This is a genomic window from Stenotrophomonas sp. (assembly GCF_036662295.1).
GTDB lineage: Bacteria > Pseudomonadota > Gammaproteobacteria > Xanthomonadales > Xanthomonadaceae > Stenotrophomonas.
In genome coordinates this window covers 1-16,880 of sequence record NZ_JAVWXA010000022.1, presented here as the reverse complement: position 1 = coordinate 16,880, position 16,880 = coordinate 1, and the positions used below count along the sequence as shown (strand labels likewise).

17 protein-coding genes are annotated in these 16,880 nt (G+C 66.1%); 7 read left to right on the top strand and 10 right to left on the bottom strand.

Annotation, left to right across the window (positions count from 1 at the left end; genetic code table 11):
• Nucleotides 1-103: 103 nt before the first annotated feature.
• Both RSA25_RS06510 and RSA25_RS06505 read left to right on the top strand, forming a co-directional pair.
• Nucleotides 104-580, top strand: a complete 477-nt coding sequence (locus RSA25_RS06510; protein WP_332808093.1) for an AraC family transcriptional regulator — start codon at nt 104-106, stop codon at nt 578-580.
• Nucleotides 577-987 (top strand): VOC family protein, encoded by a 411-nt coding sequence (locus tag RSA25_RS06505; protein ID WP_332808117.1) that lies wholly within the window; start codon nt 577-579, stop codon nt 985-987. The genes RSA25_RS06510 and RSA25_RS06505 overlap by 4 nt, the downstream gene beginning before the upstream one ends.
• A gap of 21 nt (nt 988-1,008) precedes the next feature.
• On the opposite strand, the gene RSA25_RS06500 is transcribed toward RSA25_RS06505, so the two are convergent.
• The 3 genes from RSA25_RS06500 to RSA25_RS06490 all read right to left on the bottom strand — a co-directional run bounded on the left by RSA25_RS06500 (nt 1,009) and on the right by RSA25_RS06490 (nt 5,878).
• On the bottom strand, nt 1,009-4,086 hold the full coding sequence (locus RSA25_RS06500; protein WP_332808092.1) for an efflux RND transporter permease subunit: 3,078 nt from the start codon (nt 4,084-4,086) through the stop codon (nt 1,009-1,011).
• Nucleotides 4,083-5,183, bottom strand: coding sequence for an efflux RND transporter periplasmic adaptor subunit (locus tag RSA25_RS06495; RefSeq protein ID WP_332808091.1), 1,101 nt, complete (start codon nt 5,181-5,183; stop codon nt 4,083-4,085). Before RSA25_RS06495 ends, RSA25_RS06500 begins: the two co-directional genes overlap by 4 nt.
• 62 nt (nt 5,184-5,245) lie before the next feature.
• Nucleotides 5,246-5,878, bottom strand: coding sequence for a TetR/AcrR family transcriptional regulator C-terminal domain-containing protein (locus RSA25_RS06490; RefSeq protein WP_332808090.1), 633 nt, complete (start codon nt 5,876-5,878; stop codon nt 5,246-5,248).
• A 168-nt stretch (nt 5,879-6,046) separates the two neighbouring features.
• On the opposite strand from RSA25_RS06490, the gene RSA25_RS06485 reads away from it, so the two are divergent.
• On the top strand, nt 6,047-6,478 hold the full coding sequence (locus tag RSA25_RS06485) for a 4-fold beta flower protein (RefSeq protein ID WP_332808089.1): 432 nt from the start codon (nt 6,047-6,049) through the stop codon (nt 6,476-6,478).
• A gap of 106 nt (nt 6,479-6,584) precedes the next feature.
• On the opposite strand, the gene RSA25_RS06480 is transcribed toward RSA25_RS06485, so the two are convergent.
• The 6 genes from RSA25_RS06480 to RSA25_RS06455 all read right to left on the bottom strand — a co-directional run bounded on the left by RSA25_RS06480 (nt 6,585) and on the right by RSA25_RS06455 (nt 10,387).
• A complete protein-coding gene (locus tag RSA25_RS06480; protein WP_332808088.1) occupies nt 6,585-7,007 on the bottom strand; it encodes a hypothetical protein in 423 nt (140 codons plus the stop codon).
• Between the two features lie 71 nt (nt 7,008-7,078).
• Nucleotides 7,079-7,729, bottom strand: a complete 651-nt coding sequence (locus RSA25_RS06475; RefSeq protein ID WP_332808087.1) for a hypothetical protein — start codon at nt 7,727-7,729, stop codon at nt 7,079-7,081.
• Between the two features lie 126 nt (nt 7,730-7,855).
• The gene (locus RSA25_RS06470) at nt 7,856-8,149 is read right to left on the bottom strand and encodes a hypothetical protein (protein ID WP_332808086.1); all 294 of its coding nucleotides are present in this window, start codon (nt 8,147-8,149) and stop codon (nt 7,856-7,858) included.
• Between the two features lie 743 nt (nt 8,150-8,892).
• Nucleotides 8,893-9,276, bottom strand: a complete 384-nt coding sequence (locus RSA25_RS06465) for a hypothetical protein (protein ID WP_332808085.1) — start codon at nt 9,274-9,276, stop codon at nt 8,893-8,895.
• Nucleotides 9,266-9,643, bottom strand: coding sequence for a hypothetical protein (locus tag RSA25_RS06460; RefSeq protein ID WP_332808084.1), 378 nt, complete (start codon nt 9,641-9,643; stop codon nt 9,266-9,268). The genes RSA25_RS06465 and RSA25_RS06460 overlap by 11 nt, the downstream gene beginning before the upstream one ends.
• A gap of 366 nt (nt 9,644-10,009) precedes the next feature.
• A complete protein-coding gene (locus RSA25_RS06455) occupies nt 10,010-10,387 on the bottom strand; it encodes a hypothetical protein (protein ID WP_332808083.1) in 378 nt (125 codons plus the stop codon).
• Nucleotides 10,388-11,052: 665 nt separating this feature from the next.
• Here RSA25_RS06455 and RSA25_RS06450 point away from each other — a divergent pair.
• From RSA25_RS06450 to RSA25_RS06435, 4 genes are all read left to right on the top strand, one after another.
• Nucleotides 11,053-11,910, top strand: a complete 858-nt coding sequence (locus RSA25_RS06450) for a hypothetical protein (RefSeq protein ID WP_332808082.1) — start codon at nt 11,053-11,055, stop codon at nt 11,908-11,910.
• A gap of 296 nt (nt 11,911-12,206) precedes the next feature.
• Nucleotides 12,207-13,088 (top strand): hypothetical protein, encoded by an 882-nt coding sequence (locus tag RSA25_RS06445; RefSeq protein WP_332808081.1) that lies wholly within the window; start codon nt 12,207-12,209, stop codon nt 13,086-13,088.
• Nucleotides 13,089-13,133: 45 nt separating this feature from the next.
• A complete protein-coding gene (locus tag RSA25_RS06440; RefSeq protein ID WP_332808080.1) occupies nt 13,134-15,389 on the top strand; it encodes a peptidoglycan-binding protein in 2,256 nt (751 codons plus the stop codon).
• 182 nt (nt 15,390-15,571) lie between these two features.
• On the top strand, nt 15,572-15,919 hold the full coding sequence (locus RSA25_RS06435; RefSeq protein ID WP_332808079.1) for an H-NS family nucleoid-associated regulatory protein: 348 nt from the start codon (nt 15,572-15,574) through the stop codon (nt 15,917-15,919).
• Between the two features lie 43 nt (nt 15,920-15,962).
• Here RSA25_RS06435 and RSA25_RS06430 read toward each other — a convergent pair whose 3' ends face one another.
• Nucleotides 15,963-16,430 (bottom strand): Hsp70 family protein, encoded by a 468-nt coding sequence (locus tag RSA25_RS06430; RefSeq protein WP_332808078.1) that lies wholly within the window; start codon nt 16,428-16,430, stop codon nt 15,963-15,965.
• Nucleotides 16,431-16,880: the final 450 nt, after the last annotated feature.

Below are 16,880 nucleotides of genomic sequence, written 5' to 3'. Positions count from 1 at the left end.
ACATCAACCTTGCATTACGCGCACGGCGTGGCGCCGCGCACGCATTCGCGCGACACTGCGCCGATGCGGCGGCCGAGGCCCGGCGCCGGCCAGCGAGGGTGCGATGACCCAGAGTCCAGCATTGTTGCGGCGGCTGTTGCGCGCGAAGGACCACATGGACCGCGCGCCGCAGCAGGCGTGGCCGATCCAGCGGCTGGCGCAGGTGAGCGCGGTGTCGGCGGCCTACTTTGCGCGGCAGTTCAAGCAGGCCTTCGGGTTGCCACCGCACCGCTACCTGCTTGCGCGCCGCATCGAACGCGCCATCGCGCTGTGCCGCGACACCGACCTGCCCATCACCGAGATCGCCTTCCAGACCGGCTGGTCCAGCCTGGGCACCTTCGGGCGCATCTTCCACGACATCACCGGCTGCAGCCCCGGCGAACTGCGTGCGCGCAGCCGACCGCCGCCGCGCGCCGAGGGCGTGGCGCCGGAGTGCCTGGCCCGGGCCGCCGGCCGGCCGGACCTGGTCAGCGCAGTTTCGGAGAAGCGGCGCCGCACCGCAGCTGCTAAAAAACAGCCTCACACGACGGAGGTTTCCTGATGGAAGGTATCAATGTGGTCGGCATCTACGTGCGCGACCAGGACGAAGCACTGGCGTTCTACGTGGACCTGCTCGGTTTTCGCGTGCATACCGACGCCGGCAACGGCGACTACCGCTGGCTGACGGTGCAGCACCCGGACCAGCCCGAGGTCCAGCTCGGCCTGTTCCGGCCCGGCCCGCCGGTGCACGATGCGGCCACCGCCCAGGCGCTGGAGGCGCTGGTGGCCAAGGGCGCGATGCCGCCGCTGGTGCTGCGGGTGCAGGACTGCCGTGCCACCTTCCAGCGCTTGAGCGCACTGGGCGTGGAGTTCATGCAGGAACCGGTGGAGCGCTACGGCACGGTGGATGCCGGCTTCCGCGATCCGTCCGGCAACGGCTGGAAACTCATCCAGCCGCCCGCCGCCTGAGCGCCGCCGCGCCCATTGCCGCTACGCCCCGCTGCCCGCCACCGGATGCGAACCGCGCCGCCGGACCTTGCGCGACAGCCACTCGCCCAGGTCGTCCATCACGGTGAACGCGGCCGGGATCACGATCAGGCTGAGCAGCGTGGAGGTGATCAGCCCGCCGATCACCGCAATGGCCATCGGCGCGCGGAAGCTGGAGTCGCCGGCAAAGCCCAGCGCGATCGGCATCATGCCCGCGCCCATCGCCAGGGTGGTCATGATGATCGGCTGGGCGCGCTTGCGGCACGCATCGATCAGCGCATCGTGCTGGCTCATGCCGTGCTCGTCCTCGGCCATCACCGCGTAGTCCACCAGCAGGATCGAGTTCTTGGTCGCGATGCCGATCAGCATCAGCAGCCCGATCAGCGCCGGCAGCGACAGCATGTTCTGCGTGATCAGCAGCGCACCGAACGCACCGCCGGCGCACAGCGGCACCGCCGCCAGGATGGTCACCGGCATCAGCGCATGGTTGAACAGCAGCAACAGCACCATGTAGATGCAGATCAGGCCGGCCGCCATCGCCAGCATGAAGCCGACAAACAGCTCCACGAAGACTTCGGCATCACCGGTGTTGAGGAAGGTCACCCCCGGCGGCAGCTGCTTGACGCTGGGCAGGGCCTGCACCTCGGTCATCACATCGCCCAGCGGGCGGCCGTTGAGCTCGGCGGTGAGGGTCACGTTGCGCTGGCGCTGGTAGCGCGAGATCTGCGAGGGCCCGCTGCCCTGCTGGATGTCGGCCACCGCCGCCAGCGGCACCGGGCCATGTCTGCCGGGCACGCGCAGTTGGCCGATCAGGGCCGGGTTGGCCAGCGTGGCTTCGGCGAAACCGACCCGGATCGGCACCTGGCGATCGGGCAGGTTGAGCTTGGCCAGGCGTTGTTCGTAATCGCCGGCGGTGGCGATGCGGGCGGCCTCGGCGATGTCGGCGGTGGCCACGCCCAGGTCGGCCGCACGCGCGGCGTTGGGCACGATCTGCACCTCCGGGCGCAGCAGCGAGGCGGTGGAGGTCACGCTGCCGAGGCCCTGGATGCCGCGCAGGTCGCGCTCCAGCGCGGTGGAGGCGTCCTGCAGGCGCTGCGGATCATCGCCGGAGAGCACCAGCTGCAGCAGGTTGCCCGGCTCGGAGCTGACATAGCTCACGCGCACCCCGGGCAGGTTGGCCAGCTTCTGCCGCGCCTCGCGCTCCAGCGCGCGCTGGTCGCGGTCGCGCGTGTTGGCCGTGCCCCAGTCCAGCACCAGCGTGGCCTTGCGCGGCTCGCCCACGCCGGTGGCGCCCGGATCGCCCAGGTCCAGCACGCTGCCCACCGCGGTGTAGACCTGCTTCAGTTCGGGCATGTCCTTGAGCAGCGCACGCGCCTGCTCGGCCACGGCCACGGTGTCCTGCAGGCGGGTGCCCGGCGGCAGCTCCAGGCTGAGGTTGCTGCGCCCCAGGTCGGACTGCGGGATGAAGGTGGCCGGGATGAACGGCACCAGCGCCAGCGAGGCCACGAACAGGCCCGTGGCCAGCCACAGCGTGCGCCCGCGATGGCGCAGCGCGGCGTCCACCCAGCCCAGGTACCAGACCATCAGCTTCGAATCGGGTTTTTCTTCGCCATGCGGCTTGAGCAGGTAGGCGGCCATCATCGGGGTGAGCAGGCGCGCCACCAGCAGCGAGAACAGCACGGCCGTGGCGGCGGTCCAGCCGAACTCGCGGAAGAACTTGCCGGCGATGCCGGGCATGAAGGCCACCGGCACGAACACCGCCGCCAGCGTCAGCGAGGTGGCGATCACCGCGTTGCCGATCTCGCCGGCCGCCTCGCGCGCGGCCTCCAGCGGCGGCTTGCCCATGCGCAGGTGGCGCACGATGTTCTCGATCTCCACGATCGCATCGTCCACCAGGATGCCGACCACCACCGACAGCGCCAGCAGCGTGATCATGTTCAGCGTGAAGCCGAAGAAGTACATCACCGCGAAGGTGGGGATGATCGACAGCGGCAACGCCAGCGCCGCCACCCAGGTCGCGCGCCAGTCGCGCAGGAACAGCCACACCACCAGCAGGGCCAGCAGCGCGCCTTCCCACAGCATCGTCATCGACGAATCGTAGGAGCGGTGGGTCTCGTCGATGGCGGTGGTGACCAGGCGGAAGTCGATGCCCGGGTGCTCGGCCTTGATCGTGTCCAGCGCGGCATGCACGCCCGCCTCCACCTTGACCTCGCTGGAGCCGCGCGTGCGCGACATCGAGAACGCCACCACCGGCCCGCCGTCCAGCGAGGCCGCTTCGGTCGGGTCGGCGGCCGCATCGGTCACCGTGGCCAGCGTGGACAGGCGCACCGCGCGCCCGTCGGGCAGGGCGATGGAGTAGTCGCGCAGCGCCTGGGCATCGTTCACCGTGCCCAGCGTGCGGATGGTCTGCTGCGCGCCCTCGATCTCGGCCTTGCCACCGGCCCGTTCGACCTGGATGCGGGCCAGCTGCTGGGACACATCGCCGGCGGTGATGCCCATGGCGATCAGGGCGTTGGGGTCCAGGTCCACGCGCACCTGGCGCTGCACGCCGCCCACCCGGGTCACCCGGGCCACGCCCGGCACGCCATACATGGCGCGCGAAATGTCGCGGTCGACGAACCAGCTGGCCTCGTCGGCGGTCATGTGCGGGGCGACCAGCGCGTAGGTCATCAGCGAGCCGCCGATGTCCACCTTGGAGATCACCGGCTCCTGGATGTCCTGCGGCAGGTCGGTGCGGATGCGGGTCACCGCATCGCGGGTATCGTCCAGCGCGGTGGCCAGGTCGGCCTCCAGCTGGAACTCGATGGTGGTGGTGCTCACGCCTTCGCTGACCGAGGAGATCACGCGCTTGACGTTGTTGACCGTGGCCACCGAGTCTTCAACCTTGCGGGTGACTTCGGCTTCCAGCTGGCTCGGCGATGCGCCCGGCTGGGTCACCGTCACCGTGGTCATCGGGAAGGCGATGTCCGGGAAACGTGCCACCGGCAACTGGTAGAAGCCCCACAGCCCGGCCACGCACAACACGAAGAAGATCAGCAGGGCCGGCAGCGGGCGCTTGATCGCCCAGGCGGAGATGTTCATCGCGCGGCGGCCTTCGCCGCGGGCACCACGCGCACGCGGTCACCCTCGCCCAGGAAGCCGGCGCCATCCACCACCACCTTGTCGCCGGCCTTGAGGCCGTCGAGGATCGCGGTCTGGCCATTCACGGCCTGCCCACTGCGCACGCGGTGGCGCGTGGCCTGCTGCTTGTCGTTCACGCTGAACACATAGCTGTGGCCATCGCGCTGCACGATCGCCGCGGTCGGCACGGTCAGCGCCTGGCCGTCGCCGGTGACGATGCGCCCTTCCACGTAGATGCCAGGCTTGAGCGGATCGGGGCTGAGCAGGTCGGCGTAGATCGTGCCGGTGCGGGTCTGGGCATCCACGCCCGGAGTGACCGCGCGGATGCGGCCGGTGACCACCTGGCCGGCATAGGGCAGCTCGACGGTGTTGCCCACCGCCACGTCGGCCAACTGGTTTTCCGGCAGTTCCGCGCGCCATTCCAGGCGGCCATCGCGGATCAGGCGCAGCAGTTCGGTGCCGGCCGATACCACCTGGCCCGGCTGCACCAGCCGCTTGGAGATCAGGCCATCGGCCGGCGCGCGCAGGTCGGCGAACTCGCGGCGCAGCTTGGCCGCATCGCGCGCGGCACGCGCGGTGGCGGTCTGCGATTCGGCATTGATGCGCGCCGCACGCAACTCGTCCAGGCTGCTGGCGCTGATCAGTTGCTGGGCCTCCAGCTTGGCGCTGCGCTCGTAGTTCATCCGCGCCAGTTCCTGCGATGCCTGCGCCTGGCGCAGCGATGCGTCGGCCTGGGCAAGCTCGCTGTCCAGCGTGCGGTGGTCCAGCTGCAGCAGCACCTGGCCCTGCTTCACCCACTGGCCCACGTCCACCGGCAGTGCAGTGACCCGTTGGCCGGTGACCTCCACGCCAAGCTGCATTTCCTCATACGCGGTGACCGGCCCGGACACCAGCACCGTGCGCGCCATCGGCTGCAGCTGCGCGGTGGCCAGCGAGACCGGCAACGCCGAGCTGGCGCTGGCCGCATCGGCCGAGGCCGTCTCATCCTTGCCACCGCAGGCCGACAACAGCGCGGCGGCCAGGACCAGGGAAGAACAGCGGAGAAGGCGGTCACGCATGGGTAAGGCTTCCGTGTCGGGGCTGCGGTAACAGGAGAGGGGAAAGGGGTAAGGTCGGCATGTCAGGGGCCGTGCGCCAGGCGCAGCTGGATACCGTCGAGCATCAGGCCGACGCCTTGTTCGAAGCGCGCGTCGAAATCAACCTCGCTCCAGAACTCGCGCGCCTGCCAGCAGTGCGGGAAGCGTTCCTCGGCCAGGGCCATGAACGTCTCGCCCAGCGCCGCCATGCTGCCGTCGCCGGGCCAGGACTGTTCTTCGATCACAAAGCCCATCGTGTAATACACCAGGTCCATCGCGCTGGTGGCCGCGAAACGGGGCGGGGCACCGGCGCCGATCAGGGCCGCCATCGTCGCTTCGCCCACGCGCAGCACATTCTCCGTGGCCAGGAAGGTGCCGGCGTACACGCGCGCGCCATCGCGCCGCGCCTTGAAGGCCGTGCGGAACTCGCGCGCGATCTGCAGCAGCGTCTGCCGCCAGGGCTGGCCGGCCGGTATGGCGCGGGCGACGTCGCCGATCATCGCGTCGGCCATGGCATCGATCAGCGCCTGCTTGCTCTTGAAGTGCCAATACAGCGAGGGCGCACGGATACCCAGCGAGCAGGCCACCTTGCGCAAGGTCACCCCCTCCAGGCCCGCTTCATCCAGGATCCGGAAGGCCGCCTCGACGATGTTTTCCCGCGCGATCGGCTGACGCACCTGCTGACCCTGGCCTAACGTTGTTAGGGGCGTGAATCTAACAGCGTTAGGTTGGTCCGTGCAAGCATCGACCGCCGGCCAGGCGGGCAACGGTTACCCTGTCCCCTGATCCCGCCACGCGCCGGCCCGGCGCCGCGCGCGAATCGTGCCCCCCTGAAAGGACGCCCCATGCCCACCCGTGCGATGCGCTCGCTGTTGATCGCCGCCCTGTTACTGGCGCCGATGGCCGCCCAGGCCCTGCAGCTGTCGCTCTACGATCGCGGCGGGCGGGCGGTGGCCTACATCGACACCGACAGCGCCATGAGCATCTACCTGTGGCAGGGCCAGCCGGTGGCCTACCTGGACAACCAGGCCATCTACGGCTTCAACGGCCGGCACCTGGGCTGGTTCATCGATGGCGCGTTCCTGGACCGCGATGGTCATGTGGTCGGTGTGGCCGAGGATGTGGCCTTCCGCTCGCGGCGGATCGAACCGCTCAAGGGCATCCAGGGCTTGCCGCCACTGAAGGCGTTGCCCGAGCCGGCACCGCTGCCGCCGTGGCCGAGCGGATTGTGGTCGCCGATGCCGTTGGATGCTTTCCTGCAGATGGGGAAGAAGTAGCGTTGATGGCGGCGCCGACAGGCGGAGCTTATCGCCAACGCGCCGCCACAGACCGCCTTGCGGATGAGCCTGCGCTTGCCGTCATGGACGCGGTGAAGCAACCGGACTACGCATCCTGCTCACCTGCCGGTGGCGCGTTGGATGCGCCATCTACGTGGAAAGGCATCATCGCCTCCCAGCCAAACTCCCTCTCCATCGCCTGCCTCACCAAGCCAACGACTGCATACCAAGATGTATTGGAATGCACATCGATACCGCTACGGTCGAACTGACTCAACAAATGCAACGTCTCGGCCCGCGGCATCTTCGTCCGCTCCTCGTCAAGAAGTGATCGCCTGTGCTTCTTCATCAGGCGCCTGAAACGCTTGACCGTTGTTATTCCGAACGCCTCAAGCTCTGGCATCAATTCGCCAACGTCGAAGTTGCCGTAATCATGCTTTCGCCGAAACAGAGACAGCACCAGCTTTCTGATGCTCTCGGGATCAACCGTCTCATTGTCCAGCCTCGCCCGCGCGCGCTGCGGCCTCATGTCAGATCATCTCGCAAAATTGAGTTCCAAAGTGGAGGAAGGCTTCGCCTGAGGCGTCCCGGCTCATGGGTTCAATCGGGCTGAAGCGTTACGAAAAATGACAGCGAATCCAGCTGAAGACCCGCAAGCGGCTGTGACTTCATTTCCCCCCACGAATGTCCCTGATACTGGAGCTCAAATGCAACCGGGTTCACACCAATGTCGGCTGCCGAGCAGCGGGCGTCAACGATTCCAACCTTGGAGCAGATTGCGGTGGCCAGGTCGCTCTCGCGAATGATCGACTCCAGCAGCGCCGTGATCTCTTTCGACTTCGCCTGGACCTTCAGCGAACCAGGAACAGGCGCCTGCCTCAGCTTGGCGACGATGTCCTCCTGAAAGGCGGTGGACGTGGAAGCATCAAACCGAATGCTGTCCAGCTTTGCAGCATGCTTCAACTTGATCTCCAAAAGAAGCCCCTCCACGAGCTCCCCTGCTTGCTGGTTGGACAAGTTCCGCGAACGACCATCAATGTTGGTTGCCCGCACCGCGTCCTCCGCCGTATTGACGTGCAACACCCACCGGTTACCCGGCGATATCCGCCCATACACCTGTCCGTCTATCAGGCTTCCATCGTGCAAGGCATATGAAAGCAGGTACTTTTCCTGATAGGCAGACCCGGCGGCCAGCAGGGGGACAAGCGCAGCAATGAAAGCAACAACGTAGGCAAACCTGGTTCGATACATGGATCTGTCCCTGGGTTGAAATGGATGCCGCTCCTCGAGCAAATCCGCACGCGAGTCAGGCCGGCCCTACCCGTGTCGCTCACGAGACGCCCGCGCGGCGGTGGTTGGCCGTACGGCCGCAACGACCTACCCGTTGCATTGAGACAGCCGGTCGGCCGCCACCTTTCGAATCGACCTGGCACCCTCCCGGACATAGCCGATCCTGCCCTTGAAGCAAACCTTGACCACGTAATCTGTCTTATCAGGATACGCATACCCCTCAATCTTCATCGGCGCCTCCGCTACGCCGACAGCGGCACCCCCTTCGGGATGATCATAGACAGTGACGGCACCGCTCGGAACAAGCACTTCCGACGGCCGCGCGCAGCCCATCACCACCAGCATTGCCACAGCCGCGAGCGTTACAACCCAGTGATGCATGTCCCTGTCTCCGAAAGCGCTGCGGTTGGCCTGGCGTGGTGATAAGCGCATTCGCATCCAGCGCCGTCCTGCTTACCGATCCCCCTCCTTCTTTTGCGCCGCTTCCATGGCGAAGTCATCGGGACTGACTACCACGGTGCCATTGCCTTCCATCCAGACATCCTTATAAACATCAGGAGGCGGAATGGCATTTGGGTCCGCCCCCAAGGGAAGAAGTTGCCAGCCAACCACATCTCCACAGACAGTCCTGCCAATGAGCCTGTGACTATCCAAACCCCGCGCGCGCAACCCATCCACCACTGTCGCAGGAGGATGGGGATCAACCCCCTTGTAGAAGAGGCATTGCGCTCCATTCCTGCCTAAGGGATAGCTCGCGCCGACAGAATCTTCGCTACACCCCGGCAACAGGGCCAGGAGCGCACTGCTCACCAGAACACGCGACAGTCCCATCGATGACGCTCCTCTGCTTACGTTGGTATTCCCGCGCCCAAGGGCGAGGTTCCATGCGCCGTGTGGAAGACCTTGCCGCACCCATACATTGCAGCCATGCAAACCACGAAGACGGGCGACCTCAGTGGCATGCCTGACCGGTTGTTTGGGCGTTTCGGGCCCTCGCACACTGTTCGCAAGGCCGTTCTGAATGTAGCGGTCTTGCGGCTCGGAGATGCATGAAGAAGCCCTAGCGCTACAGCTGGCGATAACGCGCAAACGTGGCCGGCAACGTCCTGCAGCTCTATGCGCGGCTACTGATTCCATACCCCAGAACTTCGCTGGATCATCTCCATAGCCTCGCGATGTTCCTGCGCCACGGAACAGTGGCTTGGGATGGTCAAATCAACGAATCTTGAGAATCGCTCTATTTCCACCTTCGCACCTGCATAGTTCTGCAATCTCATAAGTGCCCAAACCAAACCCGAAGAAGCAAGAGCGTCGCTTGGACGCAGACCTGCCAGGGCGCGGAAGGCTTTAGCGCCCAGCTCAGCATCATCCGTGCGCGCAGATACACCCGATAGAAGCAGCCAGCCAGCTTCGCTGGCCGGCTGATTCGATACAAGCTCCAGCAAACAGGCACGCGCAGAGGCGATGTCCCCTGCGGCAAGTAGATCCTTGATCGCGTCAACGTCCATTCATATCCTCCGGCCCTACATTGCCCATACCACGCCAAGAGACACAGCCAAGCAGGCACTGCGCGTCGGAACCAAAATTGGCTTGGGCTGCGGGCGAAGACATCACATGGTCCACGATCTCCGCCTCCGTCATCTCCCCCTTGGCGATGAAGCCGCGCTCAGGCAATCGACTGCTGTACGAAAGACTAAGCCCGTAGAAGTCGAACAATGGCGACTTGAAATTCCATATGTAGAGGCCGCGGGGAACGTACTCAAGTGCGACGCCTTGAAGTATGTACTCGTAGTCTCCTCGGAAGAAGTAGATGCTCGAGCTTCCAAGCCCCGCCACTCGTTGATGCATGATCTTTGATATCAAGCGCTTGTTCATAGCTTCACTTTCCCTCCAAGCGAATCACGTGCATGAGTGATGTACGCCCAGCCTGTCCTCAGATCAAAGACTGCAATGGGAGAGTTTAGCGGTGCAAACCCCACATCTGCCCTCGAAGAACCCGGCGTTCCATACCGCTCGACCTGTCCGTTCAAATAGCTGACTTCGGTTGTGTTTCAGGGACCAGCTCAGGCCCGTACGCCTTCTCCGCTAGTCCAACCGGATCGCCACTATCTGTCGCATTGCTGCCGACACCCCATCCCGGCGCACCTTAAAGGCCGCGCGGAATTCCCGCGCAATCTGCAGCAGCATCTGCCGCCATGACCGGCCGGTATCGCGCGGGCGACGTCGCCGAGCACAGCCGAGTCAACCGGATGAAAGGAAACGAACGGCTGGATAATAACCCGAAACGACATCAATGATCTCTTCGCCCATCATCAGAACGTAATGCCTAAGACCCTTGTTGCGCCTGGCCCCTAAACTCTCCTCCACCAACCACGTCAGCAGATCACTGTGATCGCACACGACGATGCCTCCCCTAACGCCCCCCATCTCGCCAAACAGGCGCAGGCGGCCACCTTCATCACCGACACGCACAAAGACGACGCTGTCGAACGCAATCTCCAGAGTGTGCTCGCCACTGCTGTTGCATCCAAACACATGCAACTCACCATCGTCGTAGCAAACTTTCGAGCTGATTGCCGAAGAGAAGTTGTCCGCAACTACCTTGTACTTGCTTTCCATAGCGCACCTTTACTCGCGTTCTTCCACCTGACTGAATCTCAATTTTCGAAGAACCATTTGTGGATTTTGGACGCACGCTGATGCAGCGTGCGTAACCTGACTCACAACAAGTTGGCGAGCTTGGCCCCGGCGGGACAGGTCAATCTGGTTGACGCGCCCTCAGGATCGCGGACGTAGTCGGCGAGGCTGGCATCGGGGCAGGTCAGCGACGCCAGTCGCCCCGCCCGTCGTAAACAGTGGAATTACCCGTAGGATTGGAGATCCGCCACGCTTTGCGGCTCTCCTGCGCTGAGGCGGGCGCGCTGACGCAGAAACCGATCACGAAGATGCAAAGCAGCGCGCGCATTGCACGCACGCCGGCATGTCCATGTGCCATGGATACGTTCATCCTGAACCTCTGTCCGAGTTTTAATGGGCGAAGCGTACAAGATCGCGGCAGTGCCACCCGTGGAGTCAACGCACTCCCGAAAACCTTGCGTGACCATTCTTTACTTGGATCAAACCCTCGTCAATCGACGACCATCACACTCACTTGTTAGGAGTATTATCAAGGCCACTCGACGGGGGACGGCCATGAGGGGATTGCCGCGGGAGGTGATGCCACGTCCACGCGCCCTCCAATCACCTCCGCTAGACTCCGGCTTCCCAACCGTGAAGGTGCGTTCATGCCCAGCCGCATTCGTCTGTCCGTTCTCTCCACCGCCACCGCGCTGGTGCTTGCCGGCTGCGGTGCCGGTGCCCCGCCCGCCCCTGCCGCCCCGTCCGCACCGACAGCCCCTGCAGACAGCGCGCCTGCGCCTGCTGCAACCGCGCCGGCGCAGACCGGGCTGCCCGCCGCCACCGCACCCGCCCCCAGCCCCGAGAGCGTGCTCACCGCCATCACCGATATCGACGGCGGCGGCGCGCTCAGCTACGACGTGGAGAACGGCAGCAAGATCCATTACTGGCACGGGCTGGAATTCGAGGCCGACGGCAAGCGCTATTACACCGGTTTTGCCTGGTTCACGCCCACCAAGTACGGCGCCGACCGCACCAGCGGCCGCATCGATCCGGCCGCCAAGGTCGTGCTTGCCCATGCCACCTACCAGGCCAGCGCGCCGGGTGCGCAGACGCCGTGGACCTGGCTGGGCAGCGAGCCGTACATCGGCGAGTTCGGCCACGCCGAGCAGGGCAATGCGATCGACACCACGCGCAAGCCGCAGACCTTCACCGCGCCCTCCGGCCAGCTGGTGCTGGCGCTGCCAAGCACCCTCGCCGGCGATGGCGGCGCCTCGCCGGCCTATGAAGTGCTGGTGTTCAACCCGCACGAGCTGAAGGAAACCAAGGACCGCAAATGGCGCTACGTCGGCACCCTGCCCGCCGGCTCCGGCACGGCCGCCGCCCCGCTGGCGATGGTCGCCGTGCCCGGCGCGGACCTGCCGGCCCTGCAGGTGGGCGGGGGCGGAAATGGCGCCGGGGGTGACAAGCCGACCGAGTACCGTTACGATTTGGCCCATAACACCTACCGGCCGATCTCCCGGTAGCGGACCCAAGGATGTGGTCCGGATCGGCCATCACGTGGCAGCGCTTGCGCTGTCGCGTGGCACGCATGGAGATCGCGATGCATACGGACACTACCCGGGCTGGTCAGCGGAAGGCTTTTCTTCACTCCGCACTCACCCCCTTTGATCGCTTGGCCCCCATGGGCCTGCTTCGCCATGCGCGTGTCGATCATGACGCGGCCGTGGCGCCGTCCCTGCGATCCTGCGTCGCCCGCCTGCGCGTGGCCTCGACGCTGCTTTCTTCATCGGCTGCCGCCGGTTCTCCCTGAGACGACACCATGCATACCGCCTTCCACCCTTCGGCTGTCACTTCCGCTGCGCGCTTCCGCCGCGCCCTGCCCACCCGCCATGGCCTGTGGCTGGCCCTGGCGCTGGCCGCCGGCCTGACCGCCTGCAAGGCACCGGCACCGGATGCCCAAGCCGCCGCTGCCCCGGCCGATGCCAGCGCGCCCGCCGCAACCGCAGCGCCGGCCACCCCGGCCGCGCCGGCACCGGTGTCGGTCAGCGCCGAAACGCTGCAGGCCGTGGTCGATGGCATGCTGCGCAAGGCCTACGGTGACAAGGCATTCAACGCCAGCACCGGTTGCTGGTCGCACAGCTTTGAAGGGGCCAACGACACCCTCGACTACTGCATGAAGGCCGACGCCCCCAAGGTGGTGGCCGGTGCCTCGGGCACGCAGGTGTACTTCCAGACCTACAGCGACCCCAACGCCGATACCTACTCGCTGGTCGACCCGGGCCTGCACGGCGCGTTCGCCGCGACCGTGGCCGCCGATGGCAGCTGGCAGCCGCTCGCCGCCACCCCGGCCATGGACCAGGGCCAGGCCGGCGACTGCGCCTGCCGCGACGCGCAGCTGGTGCAGGTCGGTCCGGACCGGCATGGCTGGCTGGGCACGGCCGGTGGCACCTGGCAGGGCGTGACGGTCAACCAGTACACGCTGCTGGTGCCGGTCAACGGCGCATTCCGCGATGTCTCGCGCATCGCGCAGAGCACCGAGGCGTCGCCGAGCGAAACCGTGCAGATCCAGATCGACCCGACCGGCACGCCGGTCGAGGGTTTCTATCCCATCAAGGCCACCCGCCAGGGCGATGGCGCAGCGGCGGCACCGTCGCTGATTGCCTTCGATCCCAAGCAGCAGGTCTACCCCGGGGCGCTGTAACGCCTCATTTCGATGTTCAGCTGAATCAATAGAAGGATACTTACGATGTCTAATCGGGACGAACGCTGGGCAGCGCACCGGCAGGAACTGGAAGCAGCGGCCAAGACGGCCGGGATCGACGTGGACGTGATGGTGAAGATTGCCGGCTTCGAGTCGGGCTTCAACCCCAATGCACGACCGATCGCCGTCTCCAAGCCGGAGCTCAACACCATCACCCAGTACGACGGCACCAAGGCCATTTCCTCGGCGCATGGCTACGGCCAGTTCCTGGATGGCACCTGGGCCGGCATGGTGCAGAAGTACGGTGAGAAGTACGGCGTGGCCAATGCGTCCACCCTCACCGACGACCAGACCAACACGCCCGCGCTGCGCGAGAACACCAAGCTGCAGGCCGGCATGCTGGCCGAGTTCACCCGCGAGAACATCGAGCGCGCCTCCAAGTACGGCGGCAAGGACGTGGATGCCAACGTCTACGCCATGCACAACCTGGGCTCGGGCGATGCGGTGAACTTCCTCTCCAAGCTGCGCGACCAGCCCGAAGCGCGCGTGGACAGCGTGCTGAGCAAGAAGGTGATCTCCGGCAACCCGTCGCTGTATGGCGATGGCAGCATTTCGCTGCAGGACGCCTACGCCAAGATGGGCGCGCACATGGATCGCTACCAGGGCTACGCCGACGAGGCCACCCGTGGCCTGCCGAGCGGCACGCTGAGCCACTCCGCCCCGGCTGCGGCGCGCACCGCGCGTGACCCGATGGCCGACGGCATGCTGTCGCCCAACGAGCGCGGCGCCCCGGTGGAACAGCTGCAGCAGCAGCTCAACGCACTGGGCTACACCGACCGGAACGGCAAGGCACTGGGCACCGACGGCTCCTATGGCGACAACACCCGCCATGCCGTGGAGAACTTCCAGCGCGACCACAACCTGACCGTGGACGGCGTGGCCGGCCGTGACACCCTGCAGGCCCTGCGCACGCAGAGCCAGGAACACGCCCAGACCGCACCGGCACAGGCGCCGGCTGCGGCCGCCGTTGCGGGCGCTGCGGCCGGCGTCGCGGGTGCTGCCGCCGTCGCTGCCACCGCCGCTGCACCGGCTCAGGCTCAGGCTCAGGCTCAGGCGCAAGCCCAGGTCCAGGCACAGCCGCAAGCCCCGGCCCAGGCCGATGCTGCAAGCCCGGAAAAGGCCGCGCCTGCCCAGGCGGCGCCTGCGGCGGCCGCCACCGGCGGCATCGAGCTCAACCGTGCTTACGAGCTGACCAAGCAGTTCGACGACGTCAAGTACGGCTTCGGCGACAAGCGCCCTGAATCCGGTGCCGTGGACTGCTCCGGCTGGGTGGTGCGCCTGGCCAACCAGAGCATGGCCGAGGTCAACGAAAAGGCCGGCCGCGATGTGTTCACCAAGGAAGACAACTTCAGCCCGGGCTTCGACCACGCCGCCGGCATCATCAAGAAGGCCTCCGAGCGTTCGGGCAACCTGATGACCGGCAAGGAGATCACCGCCGAGTCGCTGCGCGAAGGCATGATCATCGGTGAAGACAACGGTGCCAAGGGCTGGGACAAGGGCCGCTTCAACGGCATCGACCACATCACCATGGTGGTGCGCGATCCCACCGACGGCGCGCTCAAGATCAGCCAGTCGCGCAGCCACGAGGGCGTCGAGCTGATCCCGCTGCAGGGCTACCTGGACCGCAAGAACGCGCGTGGCGTGGAGCTGTTCGCCACCGATCCGCTGTCTGCCGGCCGTGACCTGATCAAGGATGGCGAAGGCCGCGCCAGCACCGGCGAGCGTGCCCCGACCGCCAACGCCACCCCGGCCAAGGCCGAAGCGGCCTCGACCTCGCACGCCACCCTGCGCGAGGACAGCCGTGGCAGCAACGTGCATGCCCTGCAGGAGACGCTGAACAAGCTGGGCTACGCCGATCGCAACGGCAAGCCGCTGGACGTGGACAGCAAGTTCGGCCCGCATACCGAAGAAGCGGTCAAGGCCTTCCAGCGCGACAACGGCCTGGGCGCCGATGGCGTGGTGGGGCCCAAGACCCATGCCGCGCTGGACCAGGCACGTGAGCAGGCCAAGGCTCCGCAGGCCGAGAAGGAAGGCAGCAACGTGCTGTCCTCGCTGTTCAACGCGGCCCGCGAAGGCAACGCCGACGGCATGCGCAATGCCCTGGCCGGCCTGGCCGACTCGCCGGCCGGTCGTGCCTTCACCGAAATGCGTGACAACCTGCAGCAGCAGATGAACGCACGCCAGGCCGAACCGGCCGCGCAGGCACCGGCGGCCCAGAGCCAGCAGGCCGCCGAGCGCTGAGGTCGCAGGCACGCCCGCCCAGGGCCGGGGACCAGAGGGTCCCCGGCCCGATGCGTGCCAGGGAGGGCACCGGCATTTGCTATGGTGCCCCCCGTCTGCACTTCTTTTCCTGGAATCCCATGCCCCGCACTTCTCCGGCAACCGCCTCCCGCTCGACCGCAAAAGCCACGCTGGCAAAAGCGATGGCCCGCGCAGACCAGGATGGGCCCGCCGTGCTGCGCGCCGCCACCCAGGAGGCGTTCAAGCGCGTGACCCTGCTGCTCGAACGCAGCTACCCCGATTTTTCCGCGGACCAGCAACGCCGGATCCGCGCGCTGGTCGCCACTGAACCGACCGCCCCACCCGCCGAGCGCATCAAGCGCCCCGCCCGCGAACCCCTGCCGCCGCGTTTCTGGCTGCCGCACAGCGGTGCCACCTGGTCCGGCCGCGGTCGCGTGCCCCAGGCCTTCCTCGCATGGGAAGGCACCGTGGCCCACACCGAATGGAAGAAGCACCACCCCGACCAGCGCTTCCCGACGTATCCGGGCTGAGTGGGTGGGTTTGTTGGGGCCGGGGCCGGCCACCTGTTGAGCCTTACGGCAACGCCGTGTCCCCTCGACGGGTGACGCGTGCGATCGACAACCGCGCGTTGCCGTCGCTATCGACGGCGCTGAGGATGACACCCTGCGCAGCGGCTTCGAACGTAACGCGGATACGCGGCGTGCCTCTTGGCATGGCCGCCATCCCGGTGATGCGGAAGGTGCCCAACGGCTGCGTTGCCGCCGTCAGCGCCGCGTCCCCGCTGAAGACATGGAGGTCAATCTCACGCTGCCCGTCTTCAGCGGTGCTGAACTGCTGGGCAGACACGCACGGAACCGCGCATCCCCTGGCCAGCAGGGGTGTAAACACGCCACCCACGGTTTCGATGCCAATGGACGCGGCAAACGTTCCATCCGGCGTGATGGTGTCGCCGGCGGGCGCGACAACTATCGACGCACCATCACCGGCCGCTTGCATACAGCCGGTGAGGCAAAACGCCAGCAGCCCGATCCAACGTTTCATTGCTTCCTCCTTGACTGCCTGATCCGTGATGCGGCGGCGTGATCGTCGCCGCTGGTCCAGCGTTGCACAAGGGCGGCGCGTTAGTCGCAATCTTGGTGGATGACATGGCGTTTCCTTGCTGGAAACCGCCGCGCGCTCAGTAGACCGTGCACAACTCGCGTGGGTCGTCGCAGGACTTCCAGATGCGCCGGGTAGACCGCCTCAAGCTCCCGCATCTGGAGGATGTGGACGTGCACCTGCTGCGTGTAACCCTGCCCGCATCGTAGCTGCGCAAGCAAAGATAGGTCCCAGTTGAAACCGTAGTTTCAACCAAAAGGTACGCTGGAGAGACCAACCTATGCTTTCAATGCAACCATAGATTTTCCGCGCTCGATCCTGTGATCCTGGGAAATCAAACTGAATCGCCCAGGGTTCCGTAGACACCTCGCAGCCATAAACTATGGCTTACGC